16 protein-coding genes are annotated in these 22,955 nt (G+C 72.2%); 4 read left to right on the top strand and 12 right to left on the bottom strand.

From position 1 onward, the window contains the following. Positions 1–155: 155 nt before the first annotated feature. The 4 genes from AB0447_RS12255 to AB0447_RS12240 all read right to left on the bottom strand — a co-directional run bounded on the left by AB0447_RS12255 (position 156) and on the right by AB0447_RS12240 (position 3,454). A complete protein-coding gene (locus AB0447_RS12255) occupies positions 156–755 on the bottom strand; it encodes a hypothetical protein (protein ID WP_366476516.1) in 600 nt (199 codons plus the stop codon). 134 nt (positions 756–889) lie between these two features. Then, positions 890–1,840, bottom strand: a complete 951-nt coding sequence (locus AB0447_RS12250) for an NmrA/HSCARG family protein (protein WP_366476515.1) — start codon at positions 1,838–1,840, stop codon at positions 890–892. Positions 1,841–1,931: 91 nt separating this feature from the next. After that, a complete protein-coding gene (locus tag AB0447_RS12245) occupies positions 1,932–2,738 on the bottom strand; it encodes a hypothetical protein (RefSeq protein WP_366476514.1) in 807 nt (268 codons plus the stop codon). Between the two features lie 44 nt (positions 2,739–2,782). After that, the gene (locus AB0447_RS12240) at positions 2,783–3,454 is read right to left on the bottom strand and encodes a hypothetical protein (protein ID WP_366476512.1); all 672 of its coding nucleotides are present in this window, start codon (positions 3,452–3,454) and stop codon (positions 2,783–2,785) included. Positions 3,455–3,904: 450 nt separating this feature from the next. On the opposite strand from AB0447_RS12240, the gene fusA reads away from it, so the two are divergent. From fusA to AB0447_RS12225, 3 genes are all read left to right on the top strand, one after another. Beyond that, entirely contained in the window at positions 3,905–5,980 is a 2,076-nt protein-coding gene (fusA, locus tag AB0447_RS12235) for an elongation factor G (protein WP_366476511.1), read from the top strand. A 330-nt stretch (positions 5,981–6,310) separates the two neighbouring features. Continuing rightward, positions 6,311–12,559 carry a DNRLRE domain-containing protein gene (locus AB0447_RS12230; protein ID WP_366476510.1) on the top strand — a complete coding sequence of 2,083 codons (6,249 nt, stop codon included), beginning with the start codon at positions 6,311–6,313 and terminating at the stop codon, positions 12,557–12,559. A gap of 153 nt (positions 12,560–12,712) precedes the next feature. Beyond that, positions 12,713–13,072: a hypothetical protein gene (locus AB0447_RS12225; RefSeq protein WP_366476509.1), complete on the top strand. Its 360-nt coding sequence runs from the start codon at positions 12,713–12,715 to the stop codon at positions 13,070–13,072. On the opposite strand, the gene AB0447_RS12220 is transcribed toward AB0447_RS12225, so the two are convergent. The 3 genes from AB0447_RS12220 to AB0447_RS12210 all read right to left on the bottom strand — a co-directional run bounded on the left by AB0447_RS12220 (position 13,056) and on the right by AB0447_RS12210 (position 17,226). Beyond that, positions 13,056–14,372: an MFS transporter gene (locus tag AB0447_RS12220; RefSeq protein ID WP_366476508.1), complete on the bottom strand. Its 1,317-nt coding sequence runs from the start codon at positions 14,370–14,372 to the stop codon at positions 13,056–13,058. The two genes, AB0447_RS12225 and AB0447_RS12220, sit on opposite strands and share 17 nt — an antisense overlap. Continuing rightward, the gene (locus AB0447_RS12215; RefSeq protein ID WP_366476507.1) at positions 14,369–15,469 is read right to left on the bottom strand and encodes a PLP-dependent cysteine synthase family protein; all 1,101 of its coding nucleotides are present in this window, start codon (positions 15,467–15,469) and stop codon (positions 14,369–14,371) included. Before AB0447_RS12215 ends, AB0447_RS12220 begins: the two co-directional genes overlap by 4 nt. Positions 15,470–16,662: 1,193 nt before the next feature. Further along, a complete protein-coding gene (locus AB0447_RS12210; protein WP_366476587.1) occupies positions 16,663–17,226 on the bottom strand; it encodes a GNAT family N-acetyltransferase in 564 nt (187 codons plus the stop codon). Between the two features lie 394 nt (positions 17,227–17,620). Between AB0447_RS12210 and AB0447_RS12205 the strand changes: the two genes are divergently transcribed. Further along, positions 17,621–18,145, top strand: coding sequence for an RDD family protein (locus AB0447_RS12205; RefSeq protein WP_366476506.1), 525 nt, complete (start codon positions 17,621–17,623; stop codon positions 18,143–18,145). 52 nt (positions 18,146–18,197) lie between these two features. On the opposite strand, the gene AB0447_RS12200 is transcribed toward AB0447_RS12205, so the two are convergent. The 5 genes from AB0447_RS12200 to AB0447_RS12180 form a co-directional block, all read right to left on the bottom strand. Continuing rightward, a complete protein-coding gene (locus tag AB0447_RS12200; RefSeq protein WP_366476505.1) occupies positions 18,198–18,968 on the bottom strand; it encodes a hypothetical protein in 771 nt (256 codons plus the stop codon). Next, positions 18,965–19,537, bottom strand: coding sequence for an RNA polymerase sigma factor (locus tag AB0447_RS12195; protein ID WP_366476504.1), 573 nt, complete (start codon positions 19,535–19,537; stop codon positions 18,965–18,967). The genes AB0447_RS12200 and AB0447_RS12195 overlap by 4 nt, the downstream gene beginning before the upstream one ends. Positions 19,538–19,612: 75 nt before the next feature. Further along, positions 19,613–20,104 (bottom strand): hypothetical protein, encoded by a 492-nt coding sequence (locus AB0447_RS12190; RefSeq protein ID WP_366476503.1) that lies wholly within the window; start codon positions 20,102–20,104, stop codon positions 19,613–19,615. Positions 20,105–20,334: 230 nt separating this feature from the next. After that, positions 20,335–21,948, bottom strand: coding sequence for a bifunctional 3-(3-hydroxy-phenyl)propionate/3-hydroxycinnamic acid hydroxylase (locus AB0447_RS12185; protein WP_366476502.1), 1,614 nt, complete (start codon positions 21,946–21,948; stop codon positions 20,335–20,337). 67 nt (positions 21,949–22,015) lie between these two features. Next, positions 22,016–22,954 (bottom strand): fumarylacetoacetate hydrolase family protein, encoded by a 939-nt coding sequence (locus tag AB0447_RS12180; protein ID WP_366476501.1) that lies wholly within the window; start codon positions 22,952–22,954, stop codon positions 22,016–22,018. Between the last annotated feature and the right edge of the window lies 1 nt (position 22,955).

Below are 22,955 nucleotides of genomic sequence, written 5' to 3'. Positions count from 1 at the left end.
CGCGCAAACCTGACGGGCATTGGCTCTGCGGCCACATTGGCTCGACGGCCACCTCCCAGTACTGCCGCAGGAGGTCGCAGATGGCGGCGGAGAGTCCGGCGACACGTTCATCCTCGCCGGCGGCGGGTCGCGGAGGACTTCGGGAAGCGGGTGGGTCAGAGCTCCGGGCGGATCCCCGGTTCGGTCCCGTCCTCCACGGCCCGGGCGGACCGGCCGTGCCGGCCGAGGGGCAGCACCGCATGCCCGCGAGCATCCTCCAGCGCGAAGGCGGCGGCCGCGTACAGGGCCAGTACGGTCACGGCGATCCCGACCACCCCGGCCGCGTGCCGGAGCCCGGAGCCCCCGGCCAGCTCGTACACACCGGTCAGCAGGAAGTGCAGCGCGGCGACGCCGAACGCGGCGGAGGCGGCGAGCTTGCCGGCCCCGACGGCGGCGAGCGGCACCAGCAGAGCCGCGGCCGCGAACACCAGGAACAGGCCCAGCGCCTCACTGCGCAGCCCGTGCGGAACGCCGCCGAGGACCGCCCCGCCGGTCAGCCAGATGCCGGCCACGGTCCCCAGGGCCGTGGCGGCCGCGGTGTCCCGGCACCGGAAGGAGACCAGGGAGGACACCAGCGCCAGCGGGAAGGCGAAGGCGAGCAGGATCAGCGGCACGGCATGGCGGCCGGGCCCGGATATCCAGCCGAGCTGCAGACCGGCCAGCGCGACGGCGCCGCCGGCCAGGGCGAGGAAGCCGAGGGGGAGGGGGCTAGCCACCGGCCGCAGTACGGAAGTCGTGGGGGAAGGAGTGCCGGTCATCATGGGGACGTCCTGTGATCGTCGGACTCACGCTCTTGACCTGATTACCGGCGCTTACCCACCCGTGCGGCCGCAAACCGGCCCCCGGCGCATCAGGACCAGTCGAACGCGTCCCGGTGCCCGGCCAGCCAGGTCGCGAAGTCCTGCAGCGCCGGATCGAGGGCCCGGACGGCGTCGAGATCGCGGGCGGCGGTGAACCGCTCCTCGCAGTCCGCGTAGAACTGGAACATGTTCCCGGACTCGTCGGCACCCGGGAACCCCTGCGCACGGAAGGCGTCCGGGGACAGCGGCCGGTAGCGCACCGTCTTCCCCAACGCCTCGGACAGCGCGGCGGCCATGTCGGCGACCCGCAGATGCTCCCCGGCGATGCTCACGGTGGCGCCGATGAAGTCGGTCCCGCGCTCGAAGACGGCCAGCGCGGTCCGGCCGATGTCGTCCACCCCGATGCCGGACAGCCGCTTGTCACCCATCGGGTAGGTCAGCTCGTACGCACCGTCCTCGGCGCGCTGCGGGGCGAACGCGCCGAGCAGGTTCTCCCAGAAGTAGGTGAGCCGCAGGAAGGTCGTCGGCACCCCCGCATCGGTGAAGTAGTGGTCGGCCTCCGCCTTCGCGTCGAAGTGCGGGACCTTGTACGAGCCCTGGAGCGTCGGCATCCGGTCGTCGTCGAGCGGAATGCACTCGCGGGTGTCGTCCAGCGTGGACCAGATCGCGTGCTGCACCCCGGCATGCCCGGCCGCCCGGGCCAGCGCCGCCGCCTGCGCCTTCTCGTGCTCCGCGGACATGTCCTCCCAGAAGTCGGTCATCAGAAAGGCCCCGTACGCGCCCTCCATGGCGGCGGTCAGGCTCTCCTCGTCGTCCATGTCGGCCTGCACCACCTCGGCGCCGAGCCGCGTCAGTTCCCGTGCCCGGTCCGACCGCGGATTGCGGGTCACCGCCCGTACGGCGAACTGGCCGCCCTCCCCCTTCGCCAGGGCGGCCCGCACGAGGGCCCCGCCCTGCTGCCCGGTCGCCCCGAACACGGTGAGGATCTGCTTCCCGGTCATCGTCAGCACCCGCTCCCTGCCCTCTACGCTCCGCGCCCGGCCGGGCACGGTCCGCAGCGAACCTACGGGGACGGCGGCACGGCCCGGCGGATCACACGCCGACGGCGCAGTACAGGTCCCCGACGAACTCCCGCTTCTTCGCGAACCGGAACTCGGTGTTCGCAGGGCACTCCTTCTTCTCCGCCCCCCTCACGATGCTCAGCGGCACGATCTCGACGACCTTGTAGAGCGGCTGGGCGGTGCCGGTGCCGGCGCAGGCGGTTTCGAAGACGCTCTTCTCCAGGGTGCTCCCGCCGAGGGTCTTCCGTTCCAGCAGGCAGTCGCCCTTGACGATGTTCGGGCCGCCGCCGGCGCCCGGGGCGCCGGGATGGGGGTCCTCGAGGTTGCGCAGGCACACCTCGGCGTACAGCTTCTTGCCGTAGTTCTCCGGGTCCTCGCGGGTCAGGTGGATCAGGGCGTCCGCCTCGGCGGCGGGCTTCTCGCACCGGTCCGCCTTGACCGTGTCGAAGTCCTCCCGCAGCAGGACCGCCGCGACTGCGTCGGGGGCCTCGCACGGAGTCTCCCGGTACGAGCCCGAGGCGGTGGCGGTCGGGTCGAGGGCGACGCAGTCGCCCTTGGCGAACGAGTCGCTGCCGAAGGTAGGGGACGCGCTCGGTGTCGGTGTCGGTGTCGGTGTCGGTGTGGATGTGGGCGCGGGGTCGGGGGCCGGCGAGGTCGTGCCTCCCGCGCTCCCGGCGCTCGACGACGACGGCGTGGCGGCGCTGCCCGTGGCCTTCCCGTCGGCCTCGCCGTCCCCGCCGCCCCCGCCGCAGGACACCAGCAGCAGCCCGCACACCGCCAGCCCCGCCCAGCCCGTACGCCGCATCGCGTCCCCCTCAGCCCCGGTCCTCGTAGACACCGAAGCTACCCCTGCAACCCCCCTGCATGCACGGGAAGTTCACATCAGACGGATGCGCTCGCCCGGCCCGCGAGGACGCCCGCACGGGCGGCCAAGGCCACCGCCTCGGCCGGCCGCGGATCCGCATAGCCCTCGGCCCGGCCGGTCGTCAGCAGGGCTGCCACGTCGGCCTCGGTGACCGTGCCGGCTTCGGCCAGCGCGGCGAACCGGACGACTTCCGCGCCGTGCAGTGCCTCCTGCTCCCCGGACAGCGGGTCCGGGGAGGACGCCGACTCGCGGAACCCCTCGTCCGAGCCCACCCACGGGGCCGCCATGTCCAGTCCGTCCTCCCGCAGCTCCGCCGGATACGGAATGCGGTGCCAGGCCCCGTCCTCCCACCAGTAGACGAAGCCGAACAGGTTGCCCGCTGCATCGTCGCGCAGCAGCTCCCAGGGCAGCCAGTCGGGCCCGCCGGCCAGGAAGTCGATCTGCTTCCCGCCGATGTGGGTGTGGCTGCCGTCGGGGTCCTGCCCGACGAACACGGCCCGCTCGCCCCCGTCGAACAGGGTCAGCCGCCACCAGCCGCCCGCCCCCGTCGAATGGCACCACAGCCCGTCCTCGTCCACGGCGTACTCCTCGGACTCCCAACAGCCGACCTCCAGCAGCGCCAGGGTCACGGCCCTGGCCCACAACAGGCGCGGCGGGGCGAGGTCTTCGGGCCGGCTCGGCGTGTGCATCGTGCGTCATTCCCTTCGGTGGACCGGCCCGCCAGCCTCGCACAGAAAATCCCGTGCCCCGCCCCGGCCGCGGTCCCTACACTCGCCACACGCGCTGCCGACAGGGCACCGCGTACCTGATGCCGAGTGCCAGAAGAGAAGGGGAACAGGGTCATGTGCCGTCGCAGCACCGCCGCCTTCGTTCCCCCGTCCCGGTACGACGTGATCCCGGTGTCTCGCGGCGCACGGGGCCGGCTGCGCGGCCGCCCCCGTATCTGCCCGTGACGCAGAGCTGAGTTCTGCCCTCTCCTGCCTGCCTGCCTGCTTCGCCCTGCCCCCTGCCCCCTGCCCCGCCCCGCTGCCGTGCGGCTGCCGGGGCGCCGGGTTGCGGGGCCCCGGGCGACGGCCCGGCGGGCCTGCCGTCACCGAATCGCGCTGCCCTCTTCCTCACCGTCCGAAAGGCCTCGGGCCATGCGCACCAACCGGCGACCGCTCGCCACCACTTCCTCCACCACGACCGTCCGGAACCTCGGCATCCTCGCCCACGTCGACGCGGGCAAGACCACCATCACCGAACGGATCCTCTTCGCGACCGGCACCATCCACAAACGGGGCGAGGTCCACGACGGAACGACCGTCACCGATTTCGACGCCCAGGAACGCGACCGCGGCATCACCATCTTCGCCGCGGCCGTCAGCTGCACCTGGAGCGGACATCGCGTCAACCTGATCGACACCCCGGGGCACGTCGACTTCTCCGACGAGGTCGAGAGGTCCCTGCGGGTGCTGGACGGGGCGGTCGCGGTGTTCGACGCCGTCGCCGGAGTCGAACCGCAGAGCGAGTCGGTGTGGCGGCAGGCCGACCGGTACGGCGTGCCGCGCATCGCGTTCGTCAACAAGCTGGACCGGGCGGGCGCCGACCTCGACACGGCGGTGGCGTCGATCCGCGAGCGGCTGGGCGCCGTCCCCCTGGTGGTCCAGCTGCCGATCGGACGGGAGGACGGCTTCACCGGCGTCGTGGACCTGCTGCGCATGCGCGCCCTGCTCTGGCGCGCGGGCTCCGACACGTACGAGACGGGGCCGGTCCCCGAGGAGCTGCGGGCGGAGGCGGACCTCCGCCGCCGGCAGCTGGAGGAGACCGTGGCCGAACTCCACGCGGACGCCCTGGAGGAGTTCTGCGCGACCTCGGCGCTGAGCGGGCCGACCCTGGCCCGCGCGCTGCGGGAGCTGACCCTCGGCGGGCACGGTGTGGTGGTGCTGTGCGGCTCGGCGTACCGCAACCGCGGCATCGAGCCGCTGCTGGACGCCGTCCTCGCGTACCTGCCGTCGCCCGCCGACATGCCGCCGGTGCGCGGGACGGCCGACGGTGCGGAACAGGAGCGGGCCCCCGAGCCGGAGGCCCCGTTCGCAGCGCTCGCCTTCAAGGTGACGGCGACGGCCACCGGGCGCCTCACCTACCTGCGCGTCTACGCGGGCACCCTCCGCAGGGGGGAGTCCGTACTGGACGCGGGGACCGGACGGACGGAGCGGATCGGACGGATCCTGCGCGTGCAGGCGGACCGGCACGAGGAGCGGGAGGAGGCGGTCGCCGGTGACATCGTCGCCGTGGTCGGGCTGAAGGCCGTCCGGGCCGGCACGACCCTGTGCGCGCCGGGAGCGCCGCTGCTCCTCGAACCGCCCTCGGTGGCCGATCCGGTGGTGTCGGTGGCGGTCGAGGCCCGCCGCGGCACCGACACCGGCCGGCTCGCGTCCGCGCTGGCCCGGCTCGCCGAGGAGGACCCCTCGCTGGCGGTGCGGTCCGACCCGGAAACCGGGCAGACCGTGCTGTCGGGTCTGGGCGAACTCCATCTGGAAGTCGCGGTGGAGAAGATCCGCCGCGGCCACGGGGTGGAGGTCGTCGTCGGCCGGCCGCAGGTCTCCTACCGGGAGACCGTGGTGCGCGGGGTCACCGGCCTGGTCTACCGGCACGTCAAACAGGAGGGCGGAGCCGGCCAGTTCGCGCACGTCGTGCTGGACGTCGAACCTCTGGAGGAAGGGGGATTCGCGTTCGGCTCCACGGTGACGGGCGGTCGGGTGCCCCAGGAGTACGTGCGTGCCGTGGATGCCGGATGCCGGGACGCCCTCGCCGAGGGGCCCCTCGGCGGCTACCCGGTGACCGGGGTGCGGGTCACGCTCACCGACGGTGCGACCCACTCCAAGGACTCCTCGGAGATGGCGTTCCGGACGGCCGGGCGGTTCGCGCTGCGCGAGGCGCTGCGGGCGAGCACGGTGGAACTCCTGGAGCCGGTCGTGGAGGTCACGGTCACCGTCCCGGAGGAGGCGGTGGGCGGGGTCCTGGGCGATCTCGCGGCCCGCCGCGGCCGGGTCTCGGGGTCCACCACCCAGGCCGGGACCGCGGTGGTCACGGCGGCGGTGCCGCTGGCCGAGCTGTTCGGCTACGCGTCCCGGCTGCGCGGCCGCACCCAGGGCCGCGGCACCTTCACCACCCGCCCGGCCGCGCCGGCACCCGTACCGCCCTCGGTGACGGCCACGCTGCTGGGCCGGTGACCTGGTGACCTGGTGACCCGGTGACCCGGTGACCCGGTAGCCCTCTTTCTGCCCCGCCCCCCGGCCCTTGGGGGCGGGGCAGAAGCGGCCCGAGCTGACGCGGCGCCATCTTGTCCTGTTTTTTCGCCACTTCACCTCTCGAATAATGACTTGAAGCCGCTCATAACGAATTCGGCGGGCGATTTGGTCGTTTCGTGGAGGGGTGGATGTGAGCTGGGCAACGTGCCTGCTGGGGTGCGTTGTTGTTGCACCCGGGAAGTGGGAGGATCGCCTCCGTTTTTTACTATTACTTGAGAAAGACCCTAAGTGAACCAACCTTCCATATCCCCGGTGGGAGAGAACTCCTCTCCCACCGCCGGGGTGCGGGCGCCGTGGCGGCTCAAGGCCGTCGCCGGCGCCACGGCGGCCGTCCTCGCCGCCCAGACCGTTCTCATCGCGCAGGCGACGGCAGCCCCCGTCCCCGCCTCGCCCGCCGCCCCAGCCGCCAAGCCCGCCCTGGGCCCCGCCGAGGCCCAGGACGCGGCCACCGCCCACCTGCTCGCCCGGTTGCAGAAGCGCACCATCGAGATCCTGGACGAGCGCACCGACTCGACCACGACCTTTGCGCAGCCGAGCGGCGCCACCACCGTGCAGAGCTACACCGGCCCCATCCGCGTCAAGGACGCGCAGGGCCGCTGGAAGCCGATCGACACCAGCCTCGTCGACACCGGTGACACCGTGCGCCCCAAGGCCGCTGCCGCCGATGTCGCGCTCTCGGACGGCGGTTCCGGCGAGGCCCTCGTCAAGGTCGGCCGCGGAAAGCACTCCCTCGGCATCGGCTGGGAGGGCAAGCTGCCCGCTCCGCAGCTGAAGGGTTCGACGGCGACGTACAAGAACGCCGTCGCGGGCGGCGGCGATCTGGTCGTCACCGCCCTGAAGGAAGGTTTCTCCCACTCCGTCGTCCTCCACGAGGCGCCCAAGGCGGCTGTGGAGTACCGGATCCCGGTCGAGGCGACCGGACTGAAGCTCGCCGAGACCGCCGACAAGCGGCTGCGCTGGAACGACGCGGCGAACACCGCCAAGGCGACCGCGCCCGCCCCGGTCATGTGGGACTCGTCCTACGACCGCGCCTCCGGCGACGCCGAGCACATCGCGCCCGTCGAGGTCGAGATCGAGCAGGCCGAGAACGGCAAGGGCCAGGTCCTGGTCCTCAAGCCCAGCATGGCGTTCCTGAACGACCCGAAGCTCACCTACCCGGTGACGATCGACCCCACCGACTCGCTGATGGGCCCGGTCACCGACACCTGGATCCAGTACGACGACTACCTCACGAGCCAGCGCGGCTCGACCGAGCTGAAGGCCGGCACGTACAACGGCGCCGAGAAGGCCCGGTCCTTCCTCCAGTTCAACGTCGACAAGTACAAGGGCAAGCAGATCCTCGACACGGACCTGCGCCTGTACTCGTACTACTCCTCGAGCTGTTCGACGGCGAACTCCGGCAACCAGGTCCGGCGCATCACCGCAGCCTGGGACCCGTCCGCGATCACGTGGACCAACCAGCCGGGCGCCACCACGGCCGGCGCGGTGACCTCCACCGCGGCCAAGGGCTACAACACCTCCTGCCCGGCCGGCCACGTCTCATGGGACATCGACGCGATCGTCCAGGCCTGGGCCGACGGCCAGCCGAACTACGGCGTGCGCATCGCGGCCGTCGACGAGACCGACGTCCTGACGTGGCGCCGCTACCACTCGGCGAACCAGACCGACGGATCGCACAACGCCACGTACGAGCCCTCGCTGACGGTCAACTACAACACCAAGCCGGGCGCCGCCACCCCCGTCTCGCCGCTCTCCGGCACCGTCACCTCGGACACCACGCCGACCCTGACCGGCAAGGCCACCGACGCGGACGGCAACCCGGTCCAGCTCTCCTACGAGATCTGGACGTCCGCCGGCACCGCCGCCCTGCAGACCGGCAAGTCCGCGTTCACCGCCTCCGGCGTGGCCGCCCCCTGGACTCCGGTCACGGCGCTCGCCCCGGGCAGCTACAAGTGGCGTGCCGCCGTGTACGACGGCAGCACCTGGAACGGCACCTGGTCCGCCTGGCAGACCTTCACCGTCGACACCGTCGAGCCGGGCAACACCGCCGTCTCCTCCGGCGACTTCCCGGCCGGCCAGTGGTCCGGCACGGCCGACGCCAACGGCGACTTCTCCGGCTCCTTCACCTTCACCCCGCCCACCAGCGACGTGAAGGACATCCAGTACAAGCTGGACTCCGGCGCCTGGGTGACCGTCGCGACGACCGGCGCCGCCGTCTCGAAGACGCTCACCTTCAAGGCGGGCCCGCACACCGTCACCGCGCACACCCGTGACGCCGCGGGCAACGCCTCCGCCGATGTCACGTACGCCTTCTCGGCCGGCAAGGGCGCGGCCCTGACCTCCCCCGCCGAAGGCGACCGGCCCGCGCGCCGCGCCGTCCTGATGGCCGAGGGCAAGACCACGTACACCGGCGTGCGCTACCAGTACCGCCACGGTGAGGCCGACGCCTGGAAGGACGTGCCCGCCGCCGACGTCCGGCGCAGCTCCGACGGCACCGCCATCGCCGGCTGGCCCGTCGCCGTCACCGGCGGCAAGCCCGCCTCGATGTGGTGGAACGTCACCGACACCCTGAGCAACGACGGCTCCGTCGACGTGCGCGCGGTGTTCACCGACGGCGCCACCACGGACGCCTCCCCGGAGGCCTCGGTCGTCGTCGACCGCAACGCGGGCGAGGCGCCCTCCGCCCAGGTCGGCCCCGGTTCCCTGAACCTGCTGACCGGCGACTACAAGCTCGGCGCCAAGGACGTCCAGGCCTTCGAGGTCTCCGTCAACCGGACCGCGTCCTCGCGGGCCAACCCGGCGGACTCCGAGGGCCAGGCGGCCATCTTCGGACCGGGCTGGGTCTCCTCCGTCAGCGCCGAAACCTCCGGCAGCGGCTACACCCAGCTGCGCAAGACCTCGGCGACCTCCGTCGAGATCCTGACCGCCTCCGGCGACTCCACCGCCTTCACGGCCACGGCCGGCGGCGGCTGGGAGCCCGAGGCGGGCGCCGGCACGCTGACCCTGACCGGCTCGCTGACCGGCAACACCTTCACCCTGAAGGACACGGACGCCACCGTCACCGTGTTCGCCAAGGCGGGTCCGGCGGCCACCACCTGGACGATGGCCACCTCGGCCGCGGCCGCGGACGACTCCACGGTCACCGTCGTCTCCGAGACCGTCACCCAGGGCACCGAGACGGTCGCCCGCCCGAAGTACCTGATCTCCCCGACCGAGGCGGTCCCGGCCGCCACCTGCCAGGCCACGCCCTCCACCAAGGGCTGCCGCGTCGTGGAGTTCGTCTACGCGACGACCACCACGGCCACCGGCTGGTCCACGGCCGCGGACTTCGGCGACTTCGCCGGCCAGGTCAAGGAGATCAAGCTGTGGGCCACCGACCCCGGTGCGTCCACCGCCCGTGACGAGGCGCTGTCCAGCTACCGCTACGACAAGAGCGGCCGGCTGCGCCAGCAGTGGAACCCGCACTACTCGCAGGGCACCCAGGTCCAGTACTCGTACGACGCGGGCAACCGCGTCTTCTGGATGATGTCGGGCGCCGACCAGCCGCTGAACTTCCACTACGGCAAGGCCGGCTCCGCCCTCACCGCCGGCGAGGGCATGCTCCTCAAGGTGACCCGCGCCGCCCTCAAGCAGGGCACTGCGGACACCACCGAGGGCACCTCCACCACCACCGTGGTCTACGACGTCCCGCTGACCGGTGCCAAGGCGCCGCACCAGATGGGCGCCGCGGCCGTCAACGCCTGGGCGCAGGACGAGGTCCCGGCCGACGCCACGGCGGTCTTCCCCGCCGACTCCGTCCCGTCCTCCTCCACCGGCGCAGACCTCGCCGCCGACGGCTACGGCCGGGCGACCGTGACGTACGTCGACGCCAACGGCCGCGAGACCAACACGGCGACCCCGGGCGGCGGCCTGTCCACCACCGAGTTCGACGGCTACGGCAACACGGTCGGCTCGCTCAGCGCCGCCAACCGCGAACTCGCCCTGGGCACCGGCCCGGACGCCGCGGCGAAGCTCGCCGCCCTCGGCCTGACCGGCCTGTCCACGGCCGAGCGGGCGGAGCGGCTGTCCACCACCTCCGTGTACACGGCCGACGGCCAGCGCATGACGCACGCCTACGGCCCGGTGCACCTGGTCACCCTCGGCAGCGCGGTCGCGGCCTCCGGCGGCAACCCGGCGCTGCCCGCGGGCGCGCAGGTGGCGACCCGCTCGCACACCGCGTACCGGCACGACGAGGGCCGTCCGGCCGACGCCGCCGTCTCCGGACAGGTCACCTCCTCGTCCACCGGCGCGGCGATCGACGGCTACGCCCAGGACGCCGACGTCCGCACCACGGTCACCACGTACAACTGGGCGACCGGCGAGGAGATCGCGAACAAGGACACCCAGGGCACTCAGCTGGGTGCGACCCGGTCCACCTACCGTGCCGACGGCAAGCTGGCCTCGACCAGCCTCGCCTCCTCCGACGGCAGTGACGCGGGCACGCTGAACTACACGTACTACACGGCCGACGGGACCGGCGCCTGCGCCGCCCGTCCCGAGTGGGCCGGCAAGCTCTGCAAGACCGCTCCGGCGGGTGCCATCACCGGTGGCGGCGCCAACCCGGCCGAGCTCGCCACGACCGTGTACGAGTACAACCGCTGGGGCGGTGTCACCTCCACGGCCAAGACGGCCAACGGCGTCACCCGCACCAGCACCGTCACGTACGACGACGCGGGCCGCCGCGTGAAGTCCTCGATCACCGGGGGACTGGGCACCGCCACCCCGGAGACCACCTTCACCTTCGACGGGGACACCGGCCGGACGCTCACCCAGTCCGCGGGCGGGAAGACGGTGACGTACGCGTACGACACCCTCGGCCGCCTGATCTCGTACGGCGACGGCTCGGGCAACACCACGAAGACCGAGTACGACCTCCTCGACCGTCCGGTGAAGTCGTCCGACTCCACCCAGGCCACCAGCACCTACGGCTACACGCCCGAAGGCGACCTGGGCACCCTGACGGACTCCGTCGCCGGCACCTTCACCGCCCAGTACGACGCCGACGGCCGGCTCGTCTCGCAGACGCTGCCGGGCGGCTACAAGCTGAAGGTCACCACCGACCCGGTGGGCCGGACGACGGCCCGCGAGTACACCGACGCGAGCGGCACCACCGTGCTCGCGGACGTGGCCGAGTACCGCATCAGCGGCCAGCAGGTCGGCCGTACCCAGACCGACGGCACCACGGTGTCCACGGACTACGGCTACGACACCACCGACCGGCTGACCCAGGCCGTGGACACCACCGGCTCCGGCTGCACCACCCGCGGGTACGCCTTCGACGGCAACCGCAACCGCACCTCGAAGTCGGTCACCGGCGACGACTGTGACCCGGGCACGGCGGACGCGGTGACCGCCAACACGTCGTACGCCTACGACAGCGCGGACCGGCTGGTCGGCACCGGCCGGGCCTACGACGCGCTCGGCCGCACCACCGTCAAGGACGGCACCACGCTGGAGTACTTCACCGGCGACGTGCTGCGCACCGAGACGGTCGGCGCCCAGCGGCGCACCTGGGACCTCGACGGCGTCGGCCGCATGGCGGTCGCGACGACGCAGACCCGCGCCGAGGACGGCACCTGGTCGACCACCGGCACCGTCACCCAGCACTACGGTGACGAGTCGAGCAGCCCGGACTGGGCGGCGAACAGCGACGGCACCGTGACCCGTTTCGTCAACGACATCGCCGGCTCGCTCGGCGCCGTCACCTCCGGCGGGGGTGTGGTGCTGCAGTTCGCCAACCTGCGCGGTGACGTCTCGGTCCAGCTGGACGTGGCCGCTCCGGCGAACTCGGTCGTGCAGCGGTACGACGAGTACGGCGTTCCGGTGGACGGCACGGGCGCGGCCCGCTACGGCTGGCACGGCGCCGCGCAGGTCTCCAGCGAGACGCTCAGCGGCCTCTCGCTGACCGGCGTGCGGGCGTACGAGCCGGCCACGGGCCGGTTCCTCCAGGTCGACCCGCAGTACGCGGGCGCCACGAACGCCTACTCGTACTGCAGTGGCGACCCGGTCGGCTGCCGTGACATCAGCGGCACCGCCAGCTACTACGTGTACTACGACCTGGGCCGGACCAGCGCCTCGGACAAGTCGGTGTTCAAGTACTGGAAGAACCACTTCAAGGCGGTCTTCCCGATTCCCGGACGCCCCAACAAGATCACGCACGAGGGCCAGAAGTTCACGCTGTGGCCGGTGATGTGGGGCATCGAGATGTACTTCCCGCTGAACGTCAACAGCATCGGCAAGAGCTACCTGCAGCTCGGGGCCCGCTTCGGCCACCCCGACTGGCCGGGCGGCTGGATCGGCTTCGACCTGTACAAGTCGAAGGGCCGGATGAAGCTGGAGGTCCGCGGCAGGCTCGGCGGCCTGGCCGCCATCTGCAACCGGACCTGCAACGAGAAGGCCGGCCGGAAGTACTGGGACAAGCTGGGCGCCAACCTCCGCAAGGTGGTTCGCGACAAGTTCTAGACCCGGAGCCTCGCTCCATCGCTGAACATGTTCAATAATGGAGCGGGGCGGGCCCGCGACCCCATCCGGGGTCGCGGGCCCGCCGTAACCTTCGAACCCTCCGTACCCTCCCTGGCCTCCGGACCCGATCCACCGAAAGACGGACCACCGCAGATGAGCCCGACCACCCGCCGCTCGCACGCCGCGCACACCGCGCGGCCCCTGGCCCTCGGCTACCTCGCCCTGATGGCCGCCGCCGGCCTGGTCCGCGGCATCGCCGGCGCCTCCGGCGACGGCTACCTGGCCGCGCTCTACTTCCTGTCCTTCCCGGGCTCCCTGCTGGTCCTGGTGTTCGGGATCATGCCCCTGAACGCCCTCCTGGGCAGCTCGACCTCGGAGGCCGCGAACTCCTTCGGCCCGATGGTCTACCTGGTGGGCGGCGCCGCGGTGAACGTCCTGCTGGTGTGGGGGGCGGCGACGCTGGTGCGCCGCCTGCGCCAGCCGCGGGACCGCCGGTTCAGGCTGTGGTCGTAGGCTGCTTCTGCGGTTCGGGCTGCCGCGGCGGCCCGAGGCGGCCGGTGCGGTGCAGCCCGTACAGTGCGGCGGCGCCGGCGGCGCCGAGGGCGAACAGAGCCGCCCACGGCAGCGCGGACATCCCGGAGGCACGGGCGGCGTCCAGGGCCGCACCGATCCCCAGGTTGCCCAGGGTGATGCCGATGCCGCAGATGGTGTTGTACAGCCCGTAGTGCGTCGCGACGAGCCGGTTGCCCGAGAGCCGCACGATGGTGTCCATCTCGAAGGGGTACGCGATCATCGTGCCGAGGGCCAGGAGCAGCGCGGCACACGCAGACGGCACGACCGCGAACAGCCGGCGCCCCACCCCGTCGTCCGGCACGGGCACGGCGGTGGCGAGCAGCAGCGGTACGAACGCCAGGCCCATGGCGAGCAGGCCCCAGGTGAGTGCCCGGCCCGGATCCATGCGGGCCTTGCACCAGGCCGTCACCCTGGTCTGGAACAGGATCGTGCCGAGCCCGGACACCGCGAACAGCATCGCCGCGGCGGCCGTGCCGAAGGTCCCGCTGCCGCCCAGGCGCCGGACTTCCAGGGGCAGGGCCAGATACACCTGGAAGGTGAGCACGTACGAGCCGATCATGGCGGCGGAGAACAGCAGGAACGGGCGGTTGGCCACCACCCCCCGCCACTGCGCCAACACGCTCTCGCGCTCGGGCTCGCCCGATGCCCGGTCCGCGGCATCACCGGCCCGGCGGGCGGGAAGCGCTCGGACCTGCACGATGCTCAGCAGCGCGAAGACACCGGCCGCGACCAGGCAGGTGATGCGGAAATCGACGCCCGTCAACACCAGGCCCACCAGCGGCCCGAGCAGGATGCCGGCCTGGTAGAAGACGTTGAACAGCGCGAACGCCTCGACCCGCCGCTCACCGGCATCGGCGGCGAGATACGCCCGGACCGCCGGGTTGAACAGGGCCCCGGCCAGGCCGGTCGCCGCGGAGGCGGCCAGCAGGGCGGGCAGCGAGTCCACGAACCCGAGTGCCGCGAAGCCGGCGGTGCGCAGCACGCACCCGGCGACGATCAGCGGCTTGTACCCGTACCGGTCGGCGAGGGTGCCGCCGACGAGGAACATGCCCTGCTGGCTGAAGTTGCGTACGCCCAGGACGAGTCCGACGATCCAGCCCGCCAGGCCGAGCGACCCGGAGAGGTGCTGCGCGAGGTAGGGCATCAACATGTAGAAGCCGAGGTTGATGGTGAACTGATTCACCATCAGCAACTGCACGCTCCGCTCGTAGGACCGCAGTTGCGCGAGAACGCCCTTCACTTGCCGTCCCCTTCGGAGTCCTCGGACAGGGTGAGCGGGTCGACCACGGTGGTGCACCGGGTCCAGCGGGTGACCTCCTTCTCGTCCATCCGGCCCACCGTCTCCGGCTCGGCGGCGGGCGGCCCGTCGAGCAGGCCGTGGGCCGCGCAGTAGTCGTCGTCGTACACCGTGCCCAGGTAGCGCTGCGGCCCGTCCGGGAAGACCGCCGCGATCCGGGTATCCGCGGGCAGCGTGCGGGACAGCCAGCCGGCGACCAGTGCCACGGCGCCCACGCTCCAGCCGCCGGTGGCGTAGTGGGAGCTCGCGAGCTGCCGGCAGGTCCACACCGCTTCGCCCGGGGCGACCCAGTGCACCTCGGAGAAGTTCTCGTACGCGACGTTGCGCGGGTAGATGCTGGAGCCGAGGCCGCGCATCAGGCGGGACCGGGCCGGCTGGCCGAAGATCGTCGAGCCGATGGTGTCCACGCCGACGAGCTTCATGTCGGGGTAGAGCGGGCGCAGGACGCGGGAGATGCCGGCGGAGTGCCCGCCGGTGCCGACGCTGCACACCAGGACGTCGATGTGGCCGAGTTCGGCCGCCAGCTCCAGCGCCAGCGGGGTGTACGCGGTGGTGTTGTCGGGGTTGTTGTACTGGTCCGGGCACCACGATCCGGGGTGCTGTTCCATCAGCCGTGTCACCCGGTCGCGGCGTGCCTGCTGCCAGCCGCCGGTCGGGTGGGGCTCGGAGACGAGGTTGACCTGGGCGCCGTACGCGGCCAGCAACCGGTTCATGGACATCTCGAGTCCGGGGTCGGTGACCAGCGTGACCGGGTGCCCGTAGACCATGCCGGCCAGGGCCAGCCCCAGGCCGAGGGTGCCGCTGGTGGATTCGATGATCCGGGCACCGGGGCGCAGATCCCCGCGGGCCCGGGCCCGCTCGACCATGTGCAGGGCCGGGCGGTCCTTGATTCCGCCGGGATTGAAGCCCTCCAGCTTCGCCCAGAAGCCGCGGCCTTCCCGGGTGAAGGGCTCGGTCACACGGAGGAGGGGAGTGTTGCCGACCAGCCCGGAGAGGGAGGACCGGGCGGCCGGGTTGTCAGCGGTGGGAAGAGTGGTCATCTTCTCGGCTCTCATGCGTAGACGGCTGCTAGGGGCGCGGGCGGCGGCCGATGACTACGGCCGCACGACTTCGCTCTAGATCCGCCACCGGCAAACGCGTTCGAGCGTGCCGCGGCCGGCCCTCACTGCCGGACATCGACGACGCGGCTGCCGCCGGGCCGCCAGGGGCCACACACTCACCACAACCACGAGTTGCGGAACCGCGGCAGCCGAAAACTGGGCTGTTTCCACCGACACGGTCCGCGCTGTTGCCGGAACACAGGTCTCGGTGGAATCAGGCAACTGGGGTGCGCCGTCGGCGGCTTCGACACTCGCGGATGCGTGGGAGTGCCCGGCCGAATGAGGGTGCTCGACACACCCGAGTGCGGCGATCGTGAGTGCCAGCAGAATGAAGACGGCGAGCACGCTCCGCATGCGAGCGCCTGCCGTACCGAGTACCGAGAACGGGTCGAACGACACAGTTCCTCCGTGCGTGGCCCCTCCACACGAAGGGGGCCGTACAGAGATCGATCAGGTCAGCGGGGGAGGACCCCGCGACCTAGATCCGCAGAACTGCCGGGCCGTCCGACGTCACCGAGGAGGGACAGCTCACCCGGTTCCCGGCGGTGGGGGACCGCTTGGCCACCCAACCGCAAGCCACACCGTCACCCACGCCGGCGGCGCAGTCGACCCGCACGGTAGCGCCCTGCTGCGACTGCCCGGGCATGCACTGCTCTTCCGGATGCCCGGCCTCTTCGGCAGCGACTTCGCGCGGAATCCCGCCGGCATCGGCAGCCGCATGACCGGCACTCACCACTGCCACGGGGGGACCGGCAGCGTGGTGCGAGACCGCTTCGGTCCCGGCGCCGTGCCCGTACACCAGCCCCACCATCAGCAGGGCCACCCAAAGGGCGCGCAACGAGCCCGTGGACACACGGGCCCGCAGCACACCGAGGGGTGACCGCGCCGTAATCATGCCGTGATCCTAACCGCTTGCTCCAGGCCGCGAACGCAACCCATCTCACAATGGCCGGAGTTGATGCGCCTATACCGATCTCGTGCGACAGCGAACTCCCCGGATTCCCGCAGGCGCGAAGGTCTCGCCATTCACCCGTGTCACGAGAAGGTTGCTGCCGTCGAAGCCGATCCGGTCGCCGGGTGCCAGGAAGAGCGGGGAAGACAATGCGCAGAAGTATCCGTCATCCGTCTCGAGGTCATCGACCAGCAGCAGTCGCGGGACCGGGGTGACTCCGTCGGTTGCCAATCGCATGCCCGGATGGTTCCACACCAGCGGCAGGCACGGGGGCGGGTCGTCGCACCATGAAGACGTCGATCGCGTCCTGAACCTCCACGGTGAACCCATGGCGCTCGTACAACCGCCGCGCGGCGCTGCCCCGTAGGACATTCAGGCGGACGGGCACGCCGTCCGCATCGGCCCGGTTCAGCACCGATCGCAGCACAGCCGATCCGAGCCCCCGGCCCTGGAGTCCCGGGGCGAGATAGAAGTGCTCGAGCCACAGCCCGTCCTCAGCCGGGCGCACGGTGACGCAGCCCGCGAAGGTGCCGTCGGCCACGATGACCGACGTGTGCTGCGGGGAGAAGGAATCCCGCAACCGCTGCCGGACCCGATGCTCGTCGAACCGCCCCAACCGCTCCAGGTCCGGCCGCATCACGACCGTCCGCAGCTCCGCGACCACCTCGACATCCGCCGCCTCTGCGGAACGCAGCACCCATTCCACGCCCCCGTGCTCCCCCCGGCCGTCCGCCTCCGCAGTCATATCCATGGTCGGAGTATCCCAACGGCCTCTGTGGCCGGGCACGCGGCAGGCTCCACAGAGCGCAGGCAGGCCTGGCCTGCGGACCTCTGGCATGGGTGTGCGTGCCGGCGGGTGCCGTGGGTGGTGCCTGGGTGGGCAACGAGCTGGGAACCCTCGCCGATGAGCAATTGGACGAATGGGGATTCTGGGATTGGACGGACGGCCTGACCAAGCACGACTGACCAAGACCTTCCCGATCAAGCCCTTCCCGATCAACAAAAACTGATCAATAAGAACTGATCAGGAAGAACCGATCGCGAAATGATCCCGCCGCCGTGGCCACCGCATTCCCGCCGTGGCCACGGCGGCCCCCGCCGTAGAACTCTCCGCACAAGCGGAATGTAGGATCCCCCCGATGCACGAAAGAAGGAACGACATGTTCGACTCCATGGCCTCCGGCAGCGACCTCGGTCGGTTCCAGGCGGCTTCGGGCGCCCGTCCCGGCTCTCCGGCGGGTCTCATGCCGCGCTGCGCCGCAACTGCCATCGACCTGGTCATCGCTGTCGCGGTCATTCTCGTTCCGCTGGTCGGCCTCGACCGGATTCTCACGGCCGCCGGTGTCGCCGACGGTGACGCCGGCGTGATCTGGCGCACCACCGCCGCACTCTGGGTCGCGGCCTTCTTCCTGCTCTACTCCCCGCTGAGCGTGTCGCGCTGGGGCGCGACTCCGGGCAAGCGGGCCCTGCGCCTCGAAGTGGTGCACTTCGAGACCGGCGAGCGCATCGGCTACGGCTCGGCCGTCGCCCGGCACCTCATGAACCTCGTGGTGACCGGCATCCCGGTGCTGTGCGTCGCCAACGTCTCGTCGATCAACCTCAGCAAGGACCGCCGTGGCATGCACGACAAGGCTTCGGGCAGCGCGGTGATCCGCCGCCGGTGACGGCGCGGTCGGGGGCCGGCTCAAGGGTTCGGGCCCGTCGAGCCGGCCGGCCTCAGGGGCGGTCCGGGGCGGGCTTGCCCGGGGGCCGGGGGGTCGGGTGGGTGGAGCGGTCGCCGTCGGCGCCGTCGCCCGGGCCGCGGCCCGGGTGGCCGTCGCGTCCCGGCTCCGGGCGTTCGCCGCAGTAGCCGGGTACCCCCTGCTCGCCTCCGGCGGCGGTCACCAGCCGCTGCCAGGCCGCCGACTCCGCCGCCTTGCCGCGGCCCTTGACCTTCTCGTACGCGCTGCAGAGCGCCTCGTGGTCCTGGGCGGTGGCGGGCTTCGCGGGACGCGGGGCGGGCCGGGTCTCCCGGTCGACCGAGGGCGTGGCCGGTACCGGTGAGCCGGCCGGCTTCGGCGGCGGCAGCGGTACGGAGGTGCTGCGGCGCGGCTTCGGCTCGGGCGCCGGGGTCTCGCGGAAGGGTGTGGGCAGTGCCCCCGCGGCGATGGCCACCCCGCCCAGGGTCACGCTGGCGAGCAGCGAGGCCAGGGCCGTCCTCAGGGAACGTCCCAGCCGCCGCTCGGCGGCCGGGCGCCAGTCGTCCCGGCGCCGGGTACGGGCGGATGCGTGCAGCCCCTCGTCCCGCGCGACCCGGAAGGCGGCGACCGCGCGCGCGGCGCCGTCGTGGGCGGCGGCGCCGGCACCCTCCTGGCCCGGCGCGGGCCGGTCGCAGGCCTGCGGGGCGGCGCGCAGGGCGGCGCGCAGTGCGTCCTCGATGCCGGCCCCCTGCCGGTTGGCCTGCCGGTCGTCCCACTGGCCGTCCGTCATCCCGTTGCCTCCCTTCATGCCCTCAGCTCCTTCGCCAGTCGCTTCAGTCCGCGGTGCGCGGCGGAACGTACCGCACCGGGGCGCTTGCCGAGTACCCGGGCCGCCGTCGGGCCGTCGAGGCCGACGACCACCCGCAGCAGTACGGCCTCCGCCTGGTCCTGCGGCAGGCCCGAGATCAGAGCTAGTGCCTGGGCCGTCGAGAGCGCCTCCAGGACCTGCCCGGCCGTGTCCTTGGCGGCGGGCAGTTCCAGAACGTCTTGTTCGATCAGGGCCGGGCTGGGCCGGGACCTCACCCGTCGCAGGTGGTCGAGCGCGCGGTGCCGGGCGATCGTCGCGGTCCAGCCGCGGAAGCCTGCCCCGTCGCCCCGGAACCGGCCGAGGTCGCGGGCGATCTCCAGCCAGGCCTCGGAAGCCACGTCCTCGGCGTCCTCGCCGACGAGCCCCCGCAGGTATCCCAGCAGCCCCGGGTTCACGGTTCGGTACGCGAGCGCGAACGCCGTCTCGTCACCGCCCTGGGCCCGTTCCACGGCCCGGGCGAGCGCCACGTCGTGTGCGGCGGTGGGCTCGGCGCCCGTCCCCTTGCCCACACGATCCTCTTCGTTGCCGTACACACAGAAACACCGGTTCCCGTCGTGGAACCGGACGGCAATCATCCTCTCAGATCAGCGCACCCCGGCCGCCACCCCCGCCGGCTGCGGGCGGGCGCGACGCGAGCGGCGCCCGTGCAGCGTGAGGTAAAAGGTCTGGAGGGATTCCTGCGGGCCGATCTCGAACCGGTTCACGGTCCGGCCGAGCGGGTTCCACACCCGCCCGTCGGGCATCCGTACGCCCACGGGGTGCGCGAAGCCGGAGTACAGCCGGTGCTCGGGGGAGAGGTCCACCCAGACCGCGCCCGCCTCGCGGACCAGCACCTCGCCGACGTACGCGCCGAGCCCGAGCAGGGCGCCGGACACCCGCTCCCGCTCGGTGCCGCCCTTGCGCAGGCCGTCGATCAGCCGGTCGACGATCCGCAGGCTGGCCGCGGTGTAGTCCAGCGGCAGGCGGGCCCTGGCGGTGGCCCGCTCGACGAACGCGGACGCGTGCCCGCCCATGTCGGAAGCGCTCAGCTCCTGGGCGGTCCGCCGGCCCGGCATCCTGCTCGCGGTGTCGCTCATGTGCTCCCCAGCCGTTGGCTACGAGAACCGGTGCGGCTCTCCGGGTGGTCAAGCGGATCCGACGGCCGGATCATCACGGGCTCACGGTGTGACCTGCATCACGGTGCAGTCGCTCCTTGTGGAGCATGTGGGCACGGGGGCGGCGTTCCCGGCCGGTCGGGAAGACCCGGCCCGCGCGGTGGCGCTCGACGAGCCGGACGGTGGGCCGGAACACCGAGCTCCAAGTGGTGTCACGCAGCCGCAGGCCGGTCGGCAGGCGCGGGGCCGGGGCTTCGCGTGGTGTGCAGCAGGGATGCCCAGCCGACGGTGTCCGTGAAGTCGCGGCCGCCGGCCGGGACGACGTCCGCGACGACACGGTCGGGGCGCAGCAGCGCCGCGTCCGCCCGTCCCCCGCGCAACCAGTCGGCGAGGCCGCCGTCGTCGCGGGAGCCGGATACCGGGACGATGCGGGCGCCGAGCCCGTGGGCGAGCGCCTGTAGCGACGGTGAGAGGGGAGCGACGGTCAGGACGGCGAAGTCGTCGCCGAGCACGTCGTCGAGGCGAGCGCGCCGCCCCTCGGCGGTCACCCACGGCTGCGGGCAGAGCCGTCCTACGAGACCGCGGCCGTGCCGGCGGGCACGACGGCGTACGAGCGGACCCGCGGCCAGGGCCGGACTGAGTTCGCGCCCTGCCGCCCGAGTGATGCCGGGGATGCGGCAGGCCGCGCCCAGGACGCTGCGCCGGACGGCGGCGGCGCCGTCCTGGCCGCCGGTCATGGCCCAGCCCATCGCGACCGCCAGGCGGACCACATGCCGGACATGCGGCTTGCGTTCGCTCTCATAGGTCCCCAACAGCCGCTCGTCCGCGCCCTGCCGGAGGACACGGGCCAGCTTCCACGTGAGGTTGTAGGCGTCGCGCAGGCCGGAACACAGTCCCTGCCCGATGAACGGCGGGGTGAGGTGCGCGGCATCGCCGAGGAGGAACACCCGGCCGCGGTGCCACCGGTCGGCGACGCGTGCTCGGAACGTGTACTGCGCCTGTCGTACCACGTCGAAGTCGGCGCCGTCGGCGAGGTCCACCCACGGAGCGATCAGCTCGCGGAGCCGCTCGCGGTCCGGTTCCGACGCGTCCCGCAGCCGGAACTCCCACCGGTAGCGGTCCTCGCCGATGCGCATGAAGGTCGCCGGCCGGTTCGGGTCGCAGACCTGATCGACGCCCTCCCAGCTACGGACCGGGAGGCTGGTGCGCACGTCGACGACGGTCCAGCGTTCCTCGAAGCGCAGGTCCTCCCATACGGTGCCGATGGCGTCGCGGGTCACGCTGTTGGCGCCGTCGCAGCCGAGGACCGCGTCCGCCCGCAGGAGGTGTTCGCCCTCCTCGTCCCGGTACGTCACACGGACCGGTCCGTCGGCGTCCTCCTCGACGCCGACGACCTCCACCCCGCTGCGCAGCTCGCACTCCGGGCGCCGGGCCAGGGCGTCCCGCAGCAGTCGTTCCAACTCGGGCTGGTCGAACATGCTGGTCTGCGGGAAGCCGTGCGGTCCCTGTGCGGTCCGCGGGAACTCGGCCATCACCCGGTGCCGTGCGTCCAGCAGCCGCAGCCCGCGCGCGGGGCGCGCGATCGCGGCGAACTCCTCCTGGACCCCTGCGGCCTGGAGTATCCGGCGCACCTCGTCGTCGGTGGCGACGGCGCGGGGCAGCGGGTAGACGCCGTGATGGCGTTCGAGGACGACGCTGCTCACTCCTCGCCGGGCTAGCAGGAGCGCGGCGGTCACGCCCACGGGCCCGGCTCCGACGATCACCACGGGTACGCGTCCCGGCCCGGGCGGGGTGTCCCGTGGTCCGGCCACCTGGTCGACGGTCATGTGCGGCTCACTTCGGGTCTCACTTCGGGTGTCGTTTCGGCTGTCGTTTCGTATCGGTTCGCGCCGGTCAGTTCGCGTCGGCCACGGGGGTGCGCTGCTCGCCGAGGTCGATGCGCCCGTCCGGGGTGGCGATCGTCGCGGTCACCACATCGCCTTGCCGCAGGTAGCGCGGATTCTTCGCCTGGCTCTTGAAGAACGCCTTCCACTTCACGGCGGGCGGCAGGAGCGCGCCGATCTTCTCGACCGCCTTGGAGGGCGCCTTGAGGGCCGTACCGCCGGGGGTGCCGGTCAGCAGCAGGTCACCGGGGTCGAGGGTCTGGAACCGGGCCAGCACGGTCAGCGCCTGCGCCGGGCGGACGATCATGTCGGCGAGGGTGCGGTCCTGGCGCGGGTCCCCGTTGACGCTCAACTTCAGTCGCAGGTCGGAGAGGTGGGCGAAGTCATCCGGCTCCAGCAGGGCCAGGTGGGGACCGGTGGGGGTGAAGGTCGGGTACGACTTGCTCTCGTAGAACTGGGTCTTCGTCAGTTGGACTTCGCGGGCGCTCACGTCGTTGGTGATCACGAGCCCGGCGACGTAGGCGGGTAGGTCACGTTCCTCGACGACCGTGCCCACCGGGAGGGGTGCGCCCATGACCAGGCCGAGTTCGATCTCGTAGTCGAGGAACTTCACGTGCGCGGGCCGCACGATGCTGTCGCCGGGGCCGCTCACCGAGCCGGACGCCTTGCGGAAGAAGGTGGCCGGGATATCGCCGGTGAAGCCCGAATCGCGTGCGTGGCTGCGGTAGTTGACCATCTGTGCCACCACGCGGCAGGGGGTGGTGACCGGGGAGAGTGTCACCAGGCCGGCGACGGGGATGCCCGCTTCGTCGGAGACGGCGGCCTCTCCGACAGCGGCGCGGTCGGCCAGCAGCTCGGCGGTGGTGACGGCTTTGGTCGCGATACGGACGGCGCGCGCGCCGCGCACCACCCACCAGCCGTCGGCGGTACGCAGGACGTTGGTGCTCATG

Origin of the sequence: Streptomyces sp. NPDC051211 (genome assembly GCF_040689505.1) — a bacterium.
Lineage (GTDB): Bacteria > Actinomycetota > Actinomycetes > Streptomycetales > Streptomycetaceae > Streptomyces.
The sequence above is the reverse complement of the archived record's forward strand: the minus strand, read 5'-3'. Positions and strand labels throughout refer to the sequence as shown.

Bases quoted from the DNA above. Each gene is read 5' to 3' on its own strand.
- AB0447_RS12240 (WP_366476512.1), bottom strand. From the start codon at position 3,454: ATGCACACGCCGAGCCGGCCCGAAGACCTCGCCCCGCCGCGCCTGTTG.
- AB0447_RS12190 (WP_366476503.1), bottom strand. From the start codon at position 20,104: ATGAGCGACACCGCGAGCAGGATGCCGGGCCGGCGGACCGCCCAGGAG.
- AB0447_RS12225 (WP_366476509.1), top strand. From the start codon at position 12,713: ATGAGCCCGACCACCCGCCGCTCGCACGCCGCGCACACCGCGCGGCCC.
- AB0447_RS12185 (WP_366476502.1), bottom strand. From the start codon at position 21,948: ATGACCGTCGACCAGGTGGCCGGACCACGGGACACCCCGCCCGGGCCG.
- AB0447_RS12215 (WP_366476507.1), bottom strand. From the start codon at position 15,469: ATGACCACTCTTCCCACCGCTGACAACCCGGCCGCCCGGTCCTCCCTC.
- AB0447_RS12210 (WP_366476587.1), bottom strand. From the start codon at position 17,226: ATGACTGCGGAGGCGGACGGCCGGGGGGAGCACGGGGGCGTGGAATGG.
- AB0447_RS12200 (WP_366476505.1), bottom strand. From the start codon at position 18,968: ATGAAGGGAGGCAACGGGATGACGGACGGCCAGTGGGACGACCGGCAG.
- fusA (WP_366476511.1), top strand. From the start codon at position 3,905: ATGCGCACCAACCGGCGACCGCTCGCCACCACTTCCTCCACCACGACC.
- AB0447_RS12180 (WP_366476501.1), bottom strand. From the start codon at position 22,954: ATGAGCACCAACGTCCTGCGTACCGCCGACGGCTGGTGGGTGGTGCGC.
- AB0447_RS12250 (WP_366476515.1), bottom strand. From the start codon at position 1,840: ATGACCGGGAAGCAGATCCTCACCGTGTTCGGGGCGACCGGGCAGCAG.
- AB0447_RS12205 (WP_366476506.1), top strand. From the start codon at position 17,621: ATGCACGAAAGAAGGAACGACATGTTCGACTCCATGGCCTCCGGCAGC.